Source organism: Achromobacter semiaridum, from assembly GCF_053543755.1.
The window spans coordinates 1-17,356 of the sequence record NZ_JBLVOL010000002.1 but is presented as its reverse complement, the minus strand read 5'-3'; the positions used below and the strand labels follow the sequence as shown (position 1 = coordinate 17,356).

Sequence of the window (17,356 nt, the reverse complement as noted above, 5' to 3'; positions counted from 1 at the left end):
GGACCGTTGCCCGCCCTGCAAGATGTGACCTTATTGCGGCCTTATTGCCAGCCGTAACGGCGTACCCAAATGCCCTTTAGGCACTGCGTCAGCACGCAGTAGCTCAGCAGCACCCCCACCAGCCAGGGGAAATAGCCCCACGGCAGCGCTTGCAGCTGGAAGTACTCGGCCAGCGGCGAAAACGGCAGCATCAGGCCCAGCACCACCACCATTGCCGTCATCGCCATCAACGGCCAGGACGCACGGCTTTGCAGGAAAGGAATGCGGCGCGTGCGGATCATGTGCACGATCAGCGTCTGCGACAGCAGGCCCTCGACGAACCAGCCGGACTGGAACAACGTCTGATGCTCGGGCGCGTTAGCGTGAAACACGAACCACATGATGCTGAACATGGCGATGTCGAACAGCGAGCTGATCGGACCGAAGAACACCATGAAGCGCCCCAGCCCGTCCGCATCCCATTGCTGCGGCTTCTTCAGCAATTCCTCGTCGACATTGTCAAAGGGAATTGCCGTTTGCGATACGTCGTACATCAAATTCTGCAGCAGCAGGTGGATGGGCAGCATCGGCAGGAACGGCAGGAAGGCGCTGGCGACCAGCACCGAAAATACATTGCCGAAGTTCGAGCTGGCCGTCATCTTCAAGTACTTGAGCATGTTGCAGAAGGTCTTGCGGCCTTCGATCACGCCGTCCTCCAGCACCATCAGGCTCTTTTCCAGCAAGATGATGTCGGCGGCTTCCTTCGAGATATCCACCGCGGAATCCACGGAAATACCGACGTCGGCGGCGCGCAGGGCCGGGGCGTCGTTGATGCCGTCGCCCATGAAGCCGACCGTATCGCCCTGTGCGCGCAGGCTGCGCACGATACGTTCCTTGTGCGCGGGAGTCAGCCGGGCGAACACGTTGGCCTCGCGCACCGCCACCGCCAGTTCCTCATCGTCCATGGCTTCGATCTGCGCGCCCAGGTACACGCCGCGCACTTCGAAATCCACCTCGCGGCAGACTTTCTGTGTGACCAGTTCCACGTCTCCGGTGAGCACCTTGACCTCAATGCCGGAGGCCTTCAGCGCCGCCAGCGCCGGGCCCGTCGATTCCTTGGGGGGATCCAAAAAGGCGATGTACCCCACCAGCACCAGGTCGGACTCGTCAGTTACGCCATAGGCCAATTGCGTGGGCGGCATTTCCTTGACGCCCACGGCAATCACGCGCAGCCCGTCGCGGTTCAGCTCGGCCGTGACGCGCCGGATGTCCGCGCGCCGCGCGTCAGTCAGCGGAAACACCGAATCGCCCACGCGCAGCGCCGTGCATGCCGTCAGCATTTCTTCCAGCGCGCCCTTGCAGATCAGTTCGTGATGGTCGCGGCCGTTTTCCGTTTCGTTCACGACAACGGACATCCGCCGCCGCGAGAAGTCGAAAGGAATCTCATCGACCTTGCGGTACTTGGCAGCCAGGTTCAGGCTGCGCTTGACCTCGGCATGCTGCAACACCGCCACATCCAGCAGGTTTTTCAGGCCGGTCTGGTAGTAGCTGTTCAGATAGGCATAGGCCAGCACATCGTCGCTGCTGGATCCATACACGTCGGTGTGACGTTCCAGCACGATGCGGTCTTGCGTCAGCGTGCCCGTTTTGTCGGTGCACAGCACGTTCATCGCGCCCAGGTTCTGGATTGCGTCCAGGCGCTTGACGACGACCTTGCGGCGCGACATGCGCAGCGCGCCCTTGGCCAGCGTGGCGGTAACGATCATCGGCAACATTTCCGGCGTCAGGCCCACGGCGATTGCCAGCGCGAACAGCAAGGCTTCCAGCCAATCGCCCTTGGTGACACCGTTAATGACGAAGACAATGGGCGCCATCACCAGCATGAAGCGGATCAACACCCAGCTGACACGGTTGATGCCCTGCTGAAACTGCGTCGGCGCGCGGCTTTCCTGTGTGACCCGGCCGGCCAGCTGACCAAAATAGGTATTGGCTCCGGTGGCGATGACCAGGGCGCAGCCCGATCCGCTGACCACGTTGGTGCCCATGAAGGCCATGTTTTCCAGCTCTAGCGAATTGTCGGTTTCCTCGCGCTGGGCGGCGTGCTTTTCCACCGGCAGGGATTCGCCTGTCAAGGCGGCTTGCGCGATGAACAGGTCTTTGGCGTTAAGGATGCGGCAGTCGGCGGGGATCATGTCTCCGGCCGAAAGCAGCACCACGTCGCCGGGCACCAGTTCGGCCAGCGGCACTTCCATCTGATACGAGCCCGAGTCGTGCAGCGGGGCGCCGAACACGCGCCGGCCGTTAGCGGCCTCCGGCGTCAGCACGTCCGCGCGCAGCACGGTAGCGGTGTTCTGCACCATGGCTTTCAGCGCCTCGGCCGCGCGGTTCGAGCGCAGTTCCTGGGCGAAGCGCAGCACAGTGGAAATCACCACCATGGAACCAATGATGGCCACGGCCGTCCACGACTTGTCGTCGGCCTCGGCCATCCGCACGTCGGTCAGCCATGACAGGCCGGCCAGCGCCGTCAGCAGCAGATTGAACGGATTGCGATAGGACAGCCACAGGTGCGAATACCAGGACAGCGGCTTTTCGTGGTCGACTTCGTTGGCGCCGTGGCGTTCGCGGGCAGCGTCGGCCTGGGCCTGGGTCAAGCCGCCACGGCCACTGGCCAACAGCGTGAACAAGGCGTCCAGCCCCATGCGGGATTGCTCCAGCATGCGGCGGTTGGCGCGACGCGATGCCTCCGACGGCGTCGACGCGACGGCGGTTTGCGCGCCCTGTTCAAGTATGGGGGTGCGACGGAAGTGACGGCCTGCGCGGCGGCGGCCGGCGGCCGACGAAAAGAAGGATTTCAGGAAGGTAAACATCGGAGTGCTCCGGTTTTTCTTGGATTTCTTGTCGGAGACACGGCTTTCCCGCCCAGGCGCCGGCCACGCGGGCAGGAACGGGCCACGGCATAACGTAAAGCCGTCGGTCCGCCCAGGCGGGCGTGCGCAGGCACCGGGGCAATGTTGCCGGTGTCCGGATCGCGGTGAATCGCGCCGGAGTGCAAAAACGGAAAGGGAGCTAGCTGGGAATCGAAACCGGCGCCGTGGGCGCGTTCGTCAGTGGGACGCGGCAAGGCCGGGGATTCAATGCTGCGGAGTCCGTCGGAGCCGGAAGTCTGTCCGGCCGGTCGGCTCGCAGGCGAGAAGACAGGTCAGACAGGCATGCCGGCGCCATGCCCTTGGCGCAATCGAGGGTCGGGGTCTAAGGCACTAGGCATGATCTCTCCTGGGACAAGTGGGCGTTACGAAGCCATTGCGGCGGCTTGCGCGCCGAAATGCACGTGACGCACGGCGGGGTTGGCGCTGAGGCGGCGCGCTTGCGACATCAATTCAGCGCGCAGTTCGGGCGGGCAATTGACGGTGATGCAAGCCGACGCCATGTTCGGGTCGCGGCCTTGGTCGACCTGCACTTGCGAGACATCCAGGCCGGCGGCGCTGAAGTCCAGGCAGATCTGTTTGCGCAAGGCGCCCAGTTCGTCGCGCGGGCAAATGACCGTCAAGCGCGACGTGCCGCGACGGCGGCCCAGGGCGGTGGCACGGTCTACGCCGGCGCGGCGTAGGAACAAGTCGAAGAAACGCATAACGACCTCCATTGCGAAAATGGGGAGCGTGATCGCGAGTACGCGTGCAGCCACACGCAGCGCATGGCAGACGCGCACAAAAGACGTGCACGAACGCTGACGCTGCGACTAGCGGCGGTTCTGGCGGTTTACGTTGGGGAATTTCCCGGCAAGCCGAAGGCTTGCGCTATTGCCTGGGGTGGAACCCTGGGCTTGGGATACGCCGCAACCTGTATGACAGGATGCGGCAGATGGAGCTCTGCGTGTTTCCTGTCAGACAGCGATGTCGATGCAAGATCGACTACTTTCGCCGGAATCGGTATTCACGAAGACTGCTCCTGGGATGGATAACGGACGGATTTTACGCGGGTTTCCACTGATGGACAAGGTTTTTGCGGTGCAACGACACCACTGACGTAAAAAAGAAAAGCGGCGCAAGCCTGAGAGGCCGTGCGCCGCGTTTTTCGTTCCGGACAACCGGTGTCAGGCGTAGAAATGCCAGCCCAGATAGGCCGCGAACAGGGCGTAAAAACCACCCACCGCCGACAACGCGGGCACGCTCATGACCGAGCGACGGAAGCGCAGCCACAACAGCCCGATCGAGAGCATCGTGAACAGGCCGGCCGCCAGCAAGGGTGCATCCAGCAGCCACGGCGTCATGAAGATACCGAGCGCGCTGGGTATGGTGGCCTGGATCATCATCGCGCCCGAAATATTGGCCAGCGCCAGCCGTTCCTTCCCCTGCCGCACCCAGATCAGCGCGTTCATGATTTCGGGCAACTCAGTGGCCACGGGCGCCAGCAACAAGGCGGCCACGTGCGGGGAGGCGCCCATGGCGACGCCCAGCAGCTCGATCTGGTTGACGAAAACGTGAGATGCGCCGGCAATCACCACCAACGCCAGGATCGTCTGCGTGGCCGCCCAGAACATTGATGGATCAGTGTCGCGCGGCCGCAGCTTAAGCGGTTCAAGGTCTTCGCAATCGGCGCGTTCTTCGTCATGGCTCAGTTCGCGTTTGACGTACATGCCGTAAGTGGCCAGGAACAGAATGCCCAGCCACGGCTTCCAGGCAAAGGCCAGCAGGCCCAGCCCCACCTTGAAAATGAAAATGCCCATGAACCAGGCCTGGTCGCGGGCCAGCCGGCGCTGGTCCGCGTTGATACAGTTGGCTTTTTCCGGTTGGCCCCCACGGCGGGCGCGCCACAGCGCGATGCCCACCACCGCGTACGCCAGGGTCGCCAGCACCAGCGGGCCGCCCATGGCTGCGCCAACGCCGATGTCTTTTTGTTCAGGGGTGTCGCCAAACACGACGGCCATGAAGGTGACCGCGCTTTCAGGCAAGGCCGTGCCGAAGGCCGCCAGCACGGTGCCGGTGGCGGTAGCGCCCAGGTGGAAGCGGTGTCCGACCCATTCGACGCCATTGACGAAGAATTCGCAGGCGAAGTAAATCACTGCCGCGGACAGGAAAAACAGGAACAGGGTGAGCAACATATGAACGCAGCCGGACGAGCAGAAACCAATTGGCGCGACGCAGCGGCTCGCCCGGCTAGGGTGAACGCTACGCGGCCAAAGGTCTCGCCTGGCTGATCCATGCGGCGGGCGGGCCGCTTGCATGGAAACCGTTAGCGCCATGGAGTTCTAGCAACCGCTACGCGGTACTGAACCACCAAGTCTGTTGACGCTAACTCCTTTGGGGACAAAGGATGGCTACTCCCCAATGACAGAGCCGCGATTGTAGCAGCGCAAATCGCGACGTCCAGTCAAATCCGCCTGAACCGCGCCGGTTGGGTTTGTGCTGTTGTCCGCGCGCGATAGCGGGGTAAAGTAAGCCGCATCCCTCACCTTTCGCGGGGCTCGCGCCCCTGCCCGCCCATGAGCCTGCCTCCCGCCGACATCGCTCCCTTTGCCGCCCGCCGCCAACGCCTGATGGAACGGATGCGCGCCGACGGCGGCGGCATCGCCATCTTGCCCACCGCCCCCGAGGCGATCCGCAATCGCGACGCCGAATTCCCGTACCGCCATGACAGCGACTTCTTCTACCTGACCGGTTTCACCGAGCCGGCGGCGTGGCTGGTGTTGATTGCAGGCGCCACGGATCGGGCCCTGTTGTTTTGCCGGCCGCGCCATGTCGAACATGAAATCTGGGAAGGCAAGCGGTTCGGCCCCGAGGCGGCCGCCGATTACTTTGGCTTTGACGACGCCCACCCGATCGATGCGCTGGACGAACTGATCCCCAAGCTGATGCTGGATCACCCCACGCTGTATGCGCCCCTGGCCGGCGACAAGCACCGCGACGGGCGCCTGCATCGCTGGCTGTCCGCCGCGCGCGATGCCGGGCGCGCCGGGCACACGCCGCCCAGCCGGCAACAGGACATTCGGCCCTTGCTGGCGGAAATGCGGCTGGTCAAGGACGCCGCCGAAATTGCCACCATGAGACGCGCCGCCAAGATATCGGCCGGCGCGCACGCCCGGGCCATGCGCGTGGCCCGCCCCGGCATGCACGAATACGAACTGGAAGCGGAACTGCTCTATGAATTTCGCCGCCACGGCGCCCAGGCCGTGGCCTACAACAGCATCGTCGCCGCCGGCGCCAACGCCTGTGTGCTGCATTACCCGGCGGGCGAGGCCGTGCTGCGCGACGGCGACCTGGTGCTGATAGACGCGGGCTGCGAAGTCGACAGCTACGCCAGCGACATCACGCGGACCTTTCCGGTCAACGGGCGCTACAGCGGCCCGCAGCGCGCGCTGTACGACCTGACCGTGGCCGCGCAAGAAGCCGCGGCGGCTGCCACCGCCCCGGGGCGCACCTTCAACGACGGGCACGAGGCCGCGTTGCGCGTGCTGGCCCAGGGCATGATCGACTTGAAGCTGTTGAAAGGGTCGCTGGACGGCGTGCTGGAATCGGGCGACTACAGCCGCTTCTACATGCACCGCACCGGCCACTGGCTGGGGCTGGACGTGCATGACGCGGGCGACTACCGCCAACCCGGCCCCGCGCGCCAGTCCGGCGACCGGCCGTGGCGCACGCTGGAACGGGGCATGATGCTGACGATCGAACCGGGCATCTACGTGCGCCCCTCGGACGATGTGCCGGAAAGCTACTGGAACATCGGCATCCGCACCGAGGACGATGCGCTGGTCACCGACGAAGGCTGCGAACTGATCACGCGCGGGGTGCCGGTGCAAGCGTCGGAAATCGAAGCGCTGATGCGCGAATAGGGCCGCGCGGCGGGGGGCGCTTCCGCGTCCCGCGCGCTACAGCACCAGCCCGTCCAGCCAGCCCATGGCCACCCAGACGTAAACCACCACCATCGCGATGGCGAACATCGATACCACCGAGCCCACCAGGCAAGCCAGCAGGGCCACCAGCACCGGGCCCCAACCCGTGGACGTGGGTCGGCCCAGGCCGGGGTTGTAGCGCCGGTCGAATTTTTCGTCGGACATCAGCGAGAACACGGCGCTTTCAATGAAGCCGTCGATCATCGGGATGAACAACAGGAAGAAGGCCGGGTTGTCGTACCAGACGGGGTAGAAGCGAAACGCGCAGAACAGGCTGACGATGGCCAGCAGCGTTACCGCCCATGCGTAGCGGCGGCCCAAATACCACCAATGCGCGCCCAACCAGCCGAACAGGCAGGCCAGCAGCCCTACGGCGACCTTGCCGCGCGGGCGGCGGGCGGTGGCGGATGCGGTGCCGCTAACCGATGCAGCGGACACCGAAGAAGAAGCCTGAACCTGCGTCATGTCGATCAACCGGTAAGGGTTACGCGCGGCCCGCCGCGCTGGCTGTGCCGGATTGTAGTGGACGGTTAAAATCCCGGCATGACTGCATCCGCCTTCGATATCGCGATTCTTGGCGCCGGCCCCGTGGGCCGCGTGCTGGCCCTGATGCTGGCGCGCGTCGCGCCGGACCCGTCGCGCATCGCCCTGCTGGCGGGCAGCGTCCCGGCAGCGCCCGCCGCCACCATTCCTGCCACCATTGCCGCCACCATGCCCGCCGCCGACCCACGCGTGCTTGCCATGAACCACGGCAGCCGCGTGTTGCTGGAATCATTGCTGGCGTGGCCGGATCGGTCGGCCGACATACGCAACATCCATGTGTCGCAGCGGGGCCGGCTGGGTCGCACGGTCATTCAGAACACTGATTTCAACGTGCCGCAGCTGGGCAGCGTCGTGGCCTATGCCGGCTTGCACGCCAAGCTGGACGAACGCGTGGCTGCCTGTGGCGTCACCGTGCTGTCCGGCCCCGCCGCCAAGGTCGAACGCCAGGACGCCGACGGCGTGCGCATCGCGCAGGGCGACAACACGCTGCTGTGCCAGGTGGCCGTGCAGTCCGACGGCGCCGGCGCCCCGGACCTGCGCCGCGATTACGGCCAGCATGCCGTGCTGACCACTGCCCATGCCACCCTGCCGCGCCGGGGTTGGGCGTGGGAACGCTTCACCGCCGAGGGGCCGCTGGCCTTGTTGCCCCATCCGCAAACGCCCGACGCCTACTCGGTGGTCTGGTGCAGCGCGCCCGAGCGCGCCAACGAACTGGCCGCGATGGATAACGCCGCGTTCTCCGTCGCGCTGACGCAAGCCTTTGGCGACCGCCTGGGCCGGCTGTCGAGCCAGTCCCCGCGCCACGTCTTCCCCCTGGCGCTGGCCGCCCGGCGCGCACAGGTGCAAGGGCGCGTGGTGGCCATCGGCAACGCCGCGCAGACGCTGCATCCCGTGGCGGGCCAGGGCCTGAACCTGGGGCTACGCGACGCCGCCCGCCTGGCCCAGACGCTGGCCGGCTGGCTGGCGCAGCCGGCATCCAGCCCGTCCTCGCGCCTGGCCGAATTCGCACAGGCGCGGCATGTCGACCGTTTCATCACCGCCGGCCTGACCGATTTGATGCCGCGCGTCTTCGCCACGGGGCTGGCACCCGTCGAACACGCCTGCGGGCTGGCGTTGCTGGGCATGGACCTGGCTTCGCCCCTGCGCGCGCCCTTGGCCCAGCACTTGTTGCAGGGCTTTCGCGCCTGAACCGCGCCGCTTGTTACCAAGCTGTCGGCCTTTGAAAACAGGGGTCCGATTCGAGCCGGTTAAAATGTGACCATGCGCATAGGCCAATGGACCCTTCCCAACAACGTTCTTGTCGCGCCCATGGCGGGCGTGACGGACCGCCCGTTCCGACAACTTTGCAAGAAGTTGGGGGCGGGCTACGCCGTGTCCGAGATGGCCGCCAGCAACCCCAAGCTATGGGACAGCGTCAAGACGTCCCGGCGGCTGAATCATGATGGCGAAATCGCCCCTATTTCGGTCCAGATCGCGGGCGCGGACCCAGCCATGATGGCCGAGGCCGCCGTTTTCAACGCCGGCAAGGGGGCGCGCATCATCGACATCAACATGGGTTGCCCGGTAAAGAAAGTGTGCAACGTGGCGTCCGGCTCGGCGCTGCTGCGCCACGAAGACCTGATCGTCCGCATCCTGGACGCCGTGGTCTCGGCCTGCGCACCGCTGGGCGTGCCGGTCACGCTCAAGACCCGCACCGGCTGGGACCGCAACAGCCGCAACGCCCTGCGGGTGGCCAAGCTGGCCGAAAATGCCGGCATCGCGGCGCTGACGCTGCACGGCCGCACCCGCGCCGACCTCTATACGGGCGAGGCGGAATATGACACTATCCGCGCCGTCAAGGCCGAACTGACCATCCCCGTGATCGCAAACGGGGATATCGACTCGCCTGAAAAAGCCAAGCACGTCCTGGATTACACTGGCGCCGACGCGGTCATGATTGGCCGGGCGGCACAAGGCCGTCCCTGGATCTTCCGCGAAATCGATCACTATTTGCGCACGGGCGAGTCACTGGCCCCTCCCTCCTATGGGGAAATGCGCGAGCTGTTGCTTGAACATCTCGACGACCATTACCGGTTCTATGGCGAGCACACCGGCGTACGCACGGCGCGCAAGCATATCGGCTGGTATCTGGACGGCCTGCCGGGGGCGGATTCGTTCTGCGCCCACATGAACCTGATCGACAATACCCGCGACCAGTGGCGGGCGGTGTCGGATTGGTTCGATACCCTCTCGCGCGACGGAGAGCCCCATCCGGCGCCGGTCGCAGAAGCCCTGCTGGCGGCATAACCGCCTCAACACCAACATAAAAATATCTGTACTCAAATGAGCAAGAAAGATGTCCTGGAAGAATGCGTGCGCGCCAGCCTGGAGCGCTATTTCGAAGACTTGGGTGAATCCGAGCCCCACGATATGTGGGACATGGTGATGCGCTGCGTGGAACGCCCGGTGCTTGAAGTGGCGCTGGAGCGGTCGGGCGGCAACCAGTCGCGCGCATCCGAAATGCTGGGCATCACCCGCAACACCCTGCGCAAGAAGTTGCTGGCGCACAATATCCAGGTATAGCTTTTCCAAGAAGGACGGCCCCCGGCGGGCGCCGTCCTTTCCTTCGCAGATTCCCATCCCGACCTGAACGAGAAAGGCCCACCGCCCGACTCCCGTCCCCCACCATGAAAATCGAAACCGCCCTGCTTTCGGTGTCCGACAAGACCGGCATCGTTGAATTTGCCCGCGCCCTGGCCGCGCGTGGCGTGCGCCTGCTGTCGACCGGCGGCACCGCCAAGCTGCTGGCCGACTCCGGCCTGACCGTCACCGAAGTGGCCGCCCACACGGGTTCGCCGGAAATCCTGGATGGCCGCGTCAAGACGCTGCACCCCAAGATTCACGGCGGCCTGCTGGCCCGTCGCGACAGCGCCGAGCACATGGACACCATCAAGGCGGCGGGCATCGACCGCATCGACATGCTGGTGGTGAACCTGTATCCGTTCCGTGAAACCGTGGCCAAGCCCGATTGCACGTTCGCGGACGCGGTCGAGAACATCGACATCGGCGGCCCGGCGATGCTGCGCGCGGCGGCCAAGAACCATGGCACCGAAGCAGGCGGCGTGACGGTCGTGATCGACCCGGTCGACTATTCGCGCGTGCTGGCCGAAATGGACAAGACCGGCAGCACGTCCTACGGCCTGCGCCTGGCGCTGGCCTCGAAGGTCTACGCCCACACGGCGGCCTACGACGGCGCCATCGCCGCCTACCTGACCAGCCTGACCGAAGCCGAACCGGCCCAGGAAGCGGTGCCCGCCCGTAACGAATGGCCCGGCACGCTGACCTTGCAGGTCAAGCAGGAACAGGCGCTGCGCTACGGCGAAAATCCCCACCAGACCGCCGCGTTCTACGTCGATGCGCAGCGTCCGGCCGGCTTGCTGGGCAATTACCGCCAGTTGCAGGGCAAGGAACTGTCCTACAACAACATCGCCGACGCCGACGCCGCGTGGGAATGCGCGCGCAGCTTCGACGTGCCCGCCTGCGTCATCGTCAAGCACGCCAACCCGTGCGGGGTGGCCGTGGCGGCCGACACGCTGGGCGCCTATCAGCAAGCCTTCAAGACCGACCCGACGTCGGCCTTCGGCGGCATCATCGCCTTTAACCGTCCGGTGGACGCGGCCACGGCCGAAGCCGTCAGCGGCCAGTTCATGGAAGTACTGCTGGCGCCCGCCTACGATGGCGCCGCGCTGGCCATCCTGGCCGCCAAGAAGAACGTGCGCGTGCTGGAAGTGCCGATGGGCGTTGGCCACAACGCGTTCGACATCAAGCGCGTGGGCGGCGGCTGGCTGGTGCAGACCCCGGACGCCTACAACGTGCCGCGCGATGCACTCAAAGTGGTCAGCAAGCGCCAGCCCACCGAACAGGAAATGAACGACCTGGCTTTCGCCTGGAAGGTCGCCAAGTACGTCAAGTCCAACGCCATCGTATTCGTGGGCGGCGGCATGACACTGGGCGTGGGCGCCGGCCAGATGAGCCGCATCGACTCGGCCCGCATTGCCTCGATCAAAGCCGAAAACGCCGGCCTGACGCTGCAAGGCTCGGCCGTGGCGTCGGACGCGTTCTTCCCCTTCCGCGACGGCCTGGACGTCGTGGTGGCGGCGGGCGCAACCTGCGTCATTCAGCCGGGCGGCAGCATGCGTGACGATGAAGTCATCGCCGCGGCCGACGAGCACGGCATCGCCATGGTGCTGACCGGCACCCGCCACTTCCGCCACTGATGCGCGTCCTGGGCATCGATCCGGGCTTGCGCCGCACCGGCTTCGGTGTGATCGATGCCGAGGGCTCGCGGCTGCGCTATGTCGCCAGCGGGACCATCGTGGTCCCGCCGGCGCTGACGCTGGCCGAGCGCCTGAAAGTCATCCTGGACAATCTGCGCGAGGTCGCGCGCGACACGCAACCCGATGTCGCGGCGCTTGAAATCGTTTTCCTGAACACCAATCCCGCGTCCACCCTGCTGCTGGGCCAGGCCCGTGGCGCCGCGTTGTGCGCGCTGGCCGACAGTTCGCTGGCGGTGCATGAATACACGGCCTTGCAGATCAAGAAGGCCGTGGTCGGCACCGGCCGCGCCGCCAAGGAGCAGGTGCAGATGATGGTGCAGCACCTGCTGTCCCTGGACGGCGTGCCCGCGCCCGACTCCGCCGACGCGCTGGCCTGCGCCATCTGCCACGCCCACGTCGGCCCGTTGCAGGACAAGCTGGAACGGCTGGGAACGGCCTTGCGCATGGGCGGCAAGACGCGCCTGCGCAATGGCCGCCTGATCGGCTGAGCCCGCAGCGCAGCGCCCGCCCGGGCGTATAGAATGCCCGCATTCGCCGCGCATTCCGCGCGCGCCATTGCTACCAGGCCATCATCACCATGATCGGACGCATTACCGGAACCCTGATTGAAAAGCTGCCTCCCACCATCTGCGTGGACGTGGGCGGCGTGGGGTATGACATCGACGTGTCCATGAGCACGCTGTATTCGCTGCCGGAGACCGGCGCGCGCGTCACGCTTTATACGCACCTGACGGTGCGTGAAGACGCGCACATCCTGTATGGCTTCGGCACCGCCGGCGAGCGCAGCGCGTTTCGCCAGCTGATCAAGGTCAGCGGTATTGGCGCGCGCACCGCGCTGTCCGTATTGTCGGGAATGTCCGTGGCTGACCTGGCGCAGGCCATTACCTTGCAGGAATCGGGCCGCCTGACGCGCGTGCCCGGCATCGGCAAGAAAACGGCGGAACGGCTGCTGCTGGAAATGCGCGGCAAGCTGGGGGCCGACATCGGCGCGTCGTCGCACGCCACGCCGGACAACCAGTCGGACATTTTGAACGCCCTGCTGGCGCTGGGTTATTCAGAGAAGGAATCGCTGTCGGCCCTCAAGACCCTGCCCGAAGGCGTGGGTGTGTCCGACGGCATCAAGCAGGCATTGAAAGCGTTGGCGCGCTAAGGCGCACGCTGCAAATAGCGTGGCGCCACGGCTTCCAGGCCGGTCGGCACCACGCGCAATTCCGGCGCGATGGGGCCCACGCAGACGTTGTCGCGGCGCAGGGAATCCAGGTTGTCGCGCGACATCAGGGGTTCGCCGGGCATGCATTCGAACAGGCGCGCCTGGATGCGTCCCACGCCCATCGGCACCGGCACCACCGGGCGCGGATGGCCGCTCCACGCCGCGCACAGACGCGCAATTTCACCCAGCGTGTAAACCTGCGGGCCGCCCAGTTCATAGGTCTTGCCACAGGTTTGCGAATCGCTCAGCGCGGTGGCCATGGCCACCACCACGTCGCCCACATACACCGGCTGCATGCGCGCGTTGGCGCCCGCCAGCGGCAAGACCGGCAGCCAGCGCGCCAGCGACGCAAACATATTCGTGAAGTTGTCGTCCGGGCCGAAGATGACCGAGGGCCGGAAAATCGTCCACCCCGTATCGTTGCCGGATGGGAATTCGCTTTTGACGGCGGCCTCGCCGTCGCCCTTGGAGCGCTGGTACATGCTGTCGCCCTGGGAATCCGCCCCCAGCGCGCTCATGTGCAACAGGCGCCGAACCCCATGACGTTGGCATGCGCGCGCAATGCGCTGCGGCAGGTGCACGTGCGCCCGCGCGAACGCCGAGCCATAAGGCCGGCCGACGTTGCCGTGCAAGATGCCGACAAGATTGACCACCGCGTCGCAGCCCCGCACCAGGCGGTCCAGCACGGCATCGTCATGGATGTCGGTCTGGATCAGGGTGGTGGTCGGAAGGACTTGCAATTCGCTGCCACGCGCCAGCAGGCGGGTGGGCACGATCATCTGGTGCAGGTCGGCGGAAAGTCGAGCAATCAGGTGACGGCCGATGAAACCGGTGCCGCCGATGACAAGGATACGCATGCCGCAGCCCCTGTTCGAGTCAGGATCGAGATCCGATTCTGCCCTGCACGGGCAACAACCGCAAGCACGCATCGACGGCCCGGGGGCGGGCCGCCGTTTCCGCGTCAGGAAGCCAGCAGCCGGGAGTAGACCGGAAGGTCGACATTGCCACCGCTGATGATGACGCCGACCCGCGCGCCGCTTACCGGCACCACGTTTTGCATGACCGCGGCGGCGGCCAGGCAGCCGGTGGGCTCGACCACCATCTTCATGCGTTCGGCAAAGAACTTCATGGTGCTGACCAACTGCGCGTCAGTCACGGTGACGATATCGCGCACATACTTCTGGATCAGCGGGAACGTGAGGTTGCCAAGGTGGGTAGTGGCGGCGCCGTCGGCCAGCGTCTTGGGCGCGGGAATTCGGACGATTTCACCCTTGCGCAACGACTGCTGGCCGTCATTGCCGGCTTCGGGCTCAACGCCGTACACCAGGCAACGCGGGCTTAGCGCAAATGCCGACAGCGCCGACCCCGACAACAGGCCACCGCCGCCCAGACACACGAACAGATAGTCCAGTTCGCCCACTTCCTCGAACAATTCCTTGGCCGCCGTGCCCTGCCCCGTGATCACGTCTTCGTGGTCGTAAGGCGGGATCAGCGTGGCCCCGGTTTCGGCCTGAATGCGCAACGCGATCTGCTCGCGGTCTTCGGTGTAGCGATCGTAGGTCACGATCTTGCCGCCATAGCCTTCGGTGGCCGCGCGCTTGGCCGCCGGGGCGTCCAGCGGCATGATGATCGTGGCCGACACGCCTTGCAGCTTGGAAGCCAGCGCGATGGCTTGCGCGTGATTGCCCGACGAAAACGTCACCACGCCCGCCGCGCGCTGCTCCGGCGTCAGGCGCGCGATGGCGTTGAAGCCGCCGCGAAACTTGAACGCGCCCATGCGCTGGAAGTTCTCGCACTTGAAGAAGATCGACGCGCCGCTGATGGCGTCGGCCGTGGCCGAGGTCAGGACGGGCGTGCGGTGGGCGTTGCCGGCCAGGCGCTCGCTGGCGCGCACGACGTCATCATAGGTAGGCAGTTCGGGCAGCATGGAAATCTGGTCCTTTGATCGCGGGAATGTCGAAAAACCCCAGGATCATAAACCCGTCACGCAGATTGCGCCGCCCGCCGACGCGGCTAGCCTATTTGTTGAACAGGTCGCCGCTGCCGGTGGCCGCCCCCGCCGGTGGGGCCAGGCCCAGATGGCGCCACGTGGACAGCGTGGCGGTGCGGCCGCGCGGCGTGCGTTGCAGGTAGCCGTGCTGGATCAGGTAAGGCTCGATCACGTCTTCGATGGTGTCGCGTTCTTCGCCGATCGCGGCAGCCAGGCTGTCCACGCCGACCGGTCCGCCATCGAACTTGTGGATGATGGCTTCAAGCAGCTTGCGGTCCATCAGGTCCAGGCCTTGCGGATCGACTTCCAGCATGGCCAGCGCACGGCCGGCGACGTCGGCGTCGATAGTGCCGCTGGCCTTGACCTCGGCGTAGTCGCGCACGCGGCGCAGCAGGCGGTTGGCGATACGAGGCGTGCCGCGTGCGCGGCGCGCCACTTCCGCCGCGCCGTCGGGCGTGATGACGGCGTTCAGCAAACCGGCGCTGCGGGTGACGATGTGGCCCAGGTCCGTGGCGTTGTAGAACTCCAGCCGCGACACGATGCCAAAACGGTCACGCAGCGGGTTGGTCAACATGCCGGCCCGCGTGGTCGCGCCCACCAGTGTGAACGGTTGCAGGTCCAGCTTGACGCTGCGCGCGGCCGGGCCTTCGCCGATCAGGATGTCGATCTGGAAATCTTCCAGCGCGGGGTAGAGGATTTCCTCGACAACGGGCGACAGGCGGTGGATTTCATCGATGAACAGCACATCGTTCTTTTCCAGGTTGGTCAGCAATGCCGCCAGGTCGCCGGGCCGTTCCAGAACGGGGCCGGACGTCTGGCGCAGTTGCACGCCCATTTCGTGCGCAATGATGTGGGCCAGCGTGGTCTTGCCCAGGCCGGGGGGGCCGAACAGCAGCACGTGGTCCAGCGCCTCGCCGCGCTTGCGCGCCGCCGCGATGAAGATTTCAAGCTGTTCGCGGGCGCGCTGCTGGCCGACGTATTCCTGAAGGGCCTTGGGCCGCAAGGCGCGCTCGATCGATTCCTCGTTGGGCGATACCGGCTGCGGCGCCACGATGCGGGGCGCGTCGGGACGAGAGGAAAGGGAATCGGACTGAATGGCCATGGTGCGAAAAACGACAAGGGACGAAGCAGGATGCATCGTACCGTATGGCGAGTCGGCTGGCGCGGGCGGTGGTGGGGGCCATTAGCTGGCCCCCGCCCGCATCAGGCGTTTTCCGACAACGGCAGCTTCACCCGCACACACAGCCCGCCGGATTCCGCCTGACGCAGTTCCAGCGACCCGCCGTGTGCGCGCGCGATTGCCTCGGCCAGCGCCAGCCCCAAGCCCACGCTGCCTGTACGGGTGCGCGCATCGTCCAGCCGGCTGAAGGGGCGCAGCGCCTCCTGGCGGCGTTCGGGCACGATGCCGGGGCCATGGTCCGACACGTCCAGCACGGCCTCGCGGTCTTCGCGGCGCAGGCTGACATTGACCGGCGGCGCGCCATGATTCAGCGCATTGCCGATCAGGTTGTCCAACAAACGGCCCAACGCCACCGCGTCGGCCTGCACCACCAGCGGCGCGTCGTCGTCCACGGACGTCAGGTGGATATCGGTGCCCGCGCCCTGCCACGCGCCCACGCGTTCGACCAGCCAGTCGGACAGCACGATGGGCGCATAGCGGTAGGCGGCCGGGTCCGTGCCGCGCACAAAGCCGATGAACTGATCGACCATGTGCTGCATGTCTTGCAGGTCGGTGCGCAAGCCTTCCTTCAGCTTGGAATCGTCGGCCATTTCAATGCGCAACCACATGCGCGACAACGGTCCCTTCAGATCGTGCGGCAGGCCGGACAGCAGCGTGCGGCGCACGGAGTCGGACTCGGCCAGGGCGTCCAGCATGGCGTTGAAGCGTTCGCCTAGCGCGCGGGTTTCGTGCGGGCCGGACGGTTCCACGCGCTGCGGCTGCCCGGCGGCAAGCTGGTCGGCCGCATCGGCCAAGCGCGTGATGGGACGCGTGATGTGCCACGAAAAGCCCACGGCCAAGAGCAGCAACAGGCCCAGTCCGCCCAACCAGGCCGCGATGAACGGCGTGGCAACCGGCGGGTCCAGCCGTTCCAGCGGAATGACCAGCCATTCGCGCAGGCGCGGCACGTCCTCGCTGGCGGAATTGGGCGCCAGAGAAATGAAGATTTCCGGCGTGGGGCCGCGCGACAACGCCACGCGCGTGCCGTCATTCAGGCGTTCGTTCAGCAGTTGCACCAGCACGCGCAGGTCGCGGCGTATGTCGTCGGGTTCGGGCTGGTAGCGCTTCATGCGCTCTTCGTGGGCGGCGTGGTCGGCCTCGCGCTGCGGGGCGCTGCGCGAGTCCCCGGGATCGACGCTGCGCCCGTCGGGCGGCGGCGGAGGCGGCGATTCGCCAGGTCGGGAGTCGGGCCGGGCGTCGGACCTGGACTCCG

The 17,356-nt window shown here is 66.0% G+C and carries 15 protein-coding genes and 1 riboswitch; of the genes, 7 read left to right on the top strand and 8 right to left on the bottom strand.

Going from position 1 to position 17,356, the window contains the following annotated elements; translation table 11 throughout:
* Window positions 1-41 precede the first annotated feature (41 nt).
* From mgtA to ACNPP0_RS00165, 3 genes are all read right to left on the bottom strand, one after another.
* Entirely contained in the window at window positions 42-2,846 is a 2,805-nt protein-coding gene (gene mgtA / locus ACNPP0_RS00175; protein ID WP_448704705.1) for a magnesium-translocating P-type ATPase, read from the bottom strand.
* 422 nt (window positions 2,847-3,268) lie between these two features.
* Entirely contained in the window at window positions 3,269-3,607 is a 339-nt protein-coding gene (locus tag ACNPP0_RS00170; protein ID WP_332612747.1) for a hypothetical protein, read from the bottom strand.
* Between the two features lie 462 nt (window positions 3,608-4,069).
* Window positions 4,070-5,077, bottom strand: coding sequence for a sodium:calcium antiporter (locus tag ACNPP0_RS00165; protein WP_332612749.1), 1,008 nt, complete (start codon window positions 5,075-5,077; stop codon window positions 4,070-4,072).
* Window positions 5,078-5,156: 79 nt separating this feature from the next.
* Window positions 5,157-5,321: riboswitch (yybP-ykoY riboswitch) on the bottom strand.
* Between the two features lie 137 nt (window positions 5,322-5,458).
* Here ACNPP0_RS00165 and ACNPP0_RS00160 point away from each other — a divergent pair.
* Window positions 5,459-6,805, top strand: a complete 1,347-nt coding sequence (locus ACNPP0_RS00160) for an aminopeptidase P N-terminal domain-containing protein (RefSeq protein ID WP_448704704.1) — start codon at window positions 5,459-5,461, stop codon at window positions 6,803-6,805.
* 36 nt (window positions 6,806-6,841) lie between these two features.
* On the opposite strand, the gene ACNPP0_RS00155 is transcribed toward ACNPP0_RS00160, so the two are convergent.
* On the bottom strand, window positions 6,842-7,330 hold the full coding sequence (locus ACNPP0_RS00155; RefSeq protein ID WP_448704703.1) for a TM2 domain-containing protein: 489 nt from the start codon (window positions 7,328-7,330) through the stop codon (window positions 6,842-6,844).
* A 78-nt stretch (window positions 7,331-7,408) separates the two neighbouring features.
* Between ACNPP0_RS00155 and ACNPP0_RS00150 the strand changes: the two genes are divergently transcribed.
* The 6 genes from ACNPP0_RS00150 to ruvA all read left to right on the top strand — a co-directional run bounded on the left by ACNPP0_RS00150 (window position 7,409) and on the right by ruvA (window position 12,874).
* Window positions 7,409-8,596 carry a UbiH/UbiF/VisC/COQ6 family ubiquinone biosynthesis hydroxylase gene (locus ACNPP0_RS00150; RefSeq protein ID WP_448704702.1) on the top strand — a complete coding sequence of 396 codons (1,188 nt, stop codon included), beginning with the start codon at window positions 7,409-7,411 and terminating at the stop codon, window positions 8,594-8,596.
* Between the two features lie 72 nt (window positions 8,597-8,668).
* A complete protein-coding gene (dusB, locus tag ACNPP0_RS00145) occupies window positions 8,669-9,694 on the top strand; it encodes a tRNA dihydrouridine synthase DusB (RefSeq protein WP_332612755.1) in 1,026 nt (341 codons plus the stop codon).
* Window positions 9,695-9,730: 36 nt separating this feature from the next.
* Entirely contained in the window at window positions 9,731-9,970 is a 240-nt protein-coding gene (locus tag ACNPP0_RS00140; RefSeq protein WP_006217670.1) for a helix-turn-helix domain-containing protein, read from the top strand.
* Between the two features lie 104 nt (window positions 9,971-10,074).
* Window positions 10,075-11,664, top strand: coding sequence for a bifunctional phosphoribosylaminoimidazolecarboxamide formyltransferase/IMP cyclohydrolase (gene purH, locus ACNPP0_RS00135; protein WP_332612757.1), 1,590 nt, complete (start codon window positions 10,075-10,077; stop codon window positions 11,662-11,664).
* A complete protein-coding gene (ruvC, locus tag ACNPP0_RS00130; protein ID WP_046803487.1) occupies window positions 11,664-12,212 on the top strand; it encodes a crossover junction endodeoxyribonuclease RuvC in 549 nt (182 codons plus the stop codon). Before purH ends, ruvC begins: the two co-directional genes overlap by 1 nt.
* A gap of 89 nt (window positions 12,213-12,301) precedes the next feature.
* Window positions 12,302-12,874 carry a Holliday junction branch migration protein RuvA gene (gene ruvA, locus ACNPP0_RS00125; RefSeq protein ID WP_046803488.1) on the top strand — a complete coding sequence of 191 codons (573 nt, stop codon included), beginning with the start codon at window positions 12,302-12,304 and terminating at the stop codon, window positions 12,872-12,874.
* Here ruvA and ACNPP0_RS00120 read toward each other — a convergent pair.
* The 4 genes from ACNPP0_RS00120 to risK all read right to left on the bottom strand — a co-directional run.
* Window positions 12,871-13,791: a complex I NDUFA9 subunit family protein gene (locus tag ACNPP0_RS00120; RefSeq protein ID WP_448704701.1), complete on the bottom strand. Its 921-nt coding sequence runs from the start codon at window positions 13,789-13,791 to the stop codon at window positions 12,871-12,873. The two genes, ruvA and ACNPP0_RS00120, sit on opposite strands and share 4 nt — an antisense overlap.
* A gap of 104 nt (window positions 13,792-13,895) precedes the next feature.
* On the bottom strand, window positions 13,896-14,861 hold the full coding sequence (locus ACNPP0_RS00115; RefSeq protein WP_448704700.1) for a threo-3-hydroxy-L-aspartate ammonia-lyase: 966 nt from the start codon (window positions 14,859-14,861) through the stop codon (window positions 13,896-13,898).
* Window positions 14,862-14,952: 91 nt separating this feature from the next.
* Window positions 14,953-16,026 (bottom strand): Holliday junction branch migration DNA helicase RuvB, encoded by a 1,074-nt coding sequence (gene ruvB, locus ACNPP0_RS00110; RefSeq protein WP_046803491.1) that lies wholly within the window; start codon window positions 16,024-16,026, stop codon window positions 14,953-14,955.
* 101 nt (window positions 16,027-16,127) lie between these two features.
* Window positions 16,128-17,356: sensor histidine kinase RisK (gene risK, locus ACNPP0_RS00105; RefSeq protein ID WP_448704699.1), on the bottom strand; the 1,229-nt coding region annotated here is incomplete at its 5' end.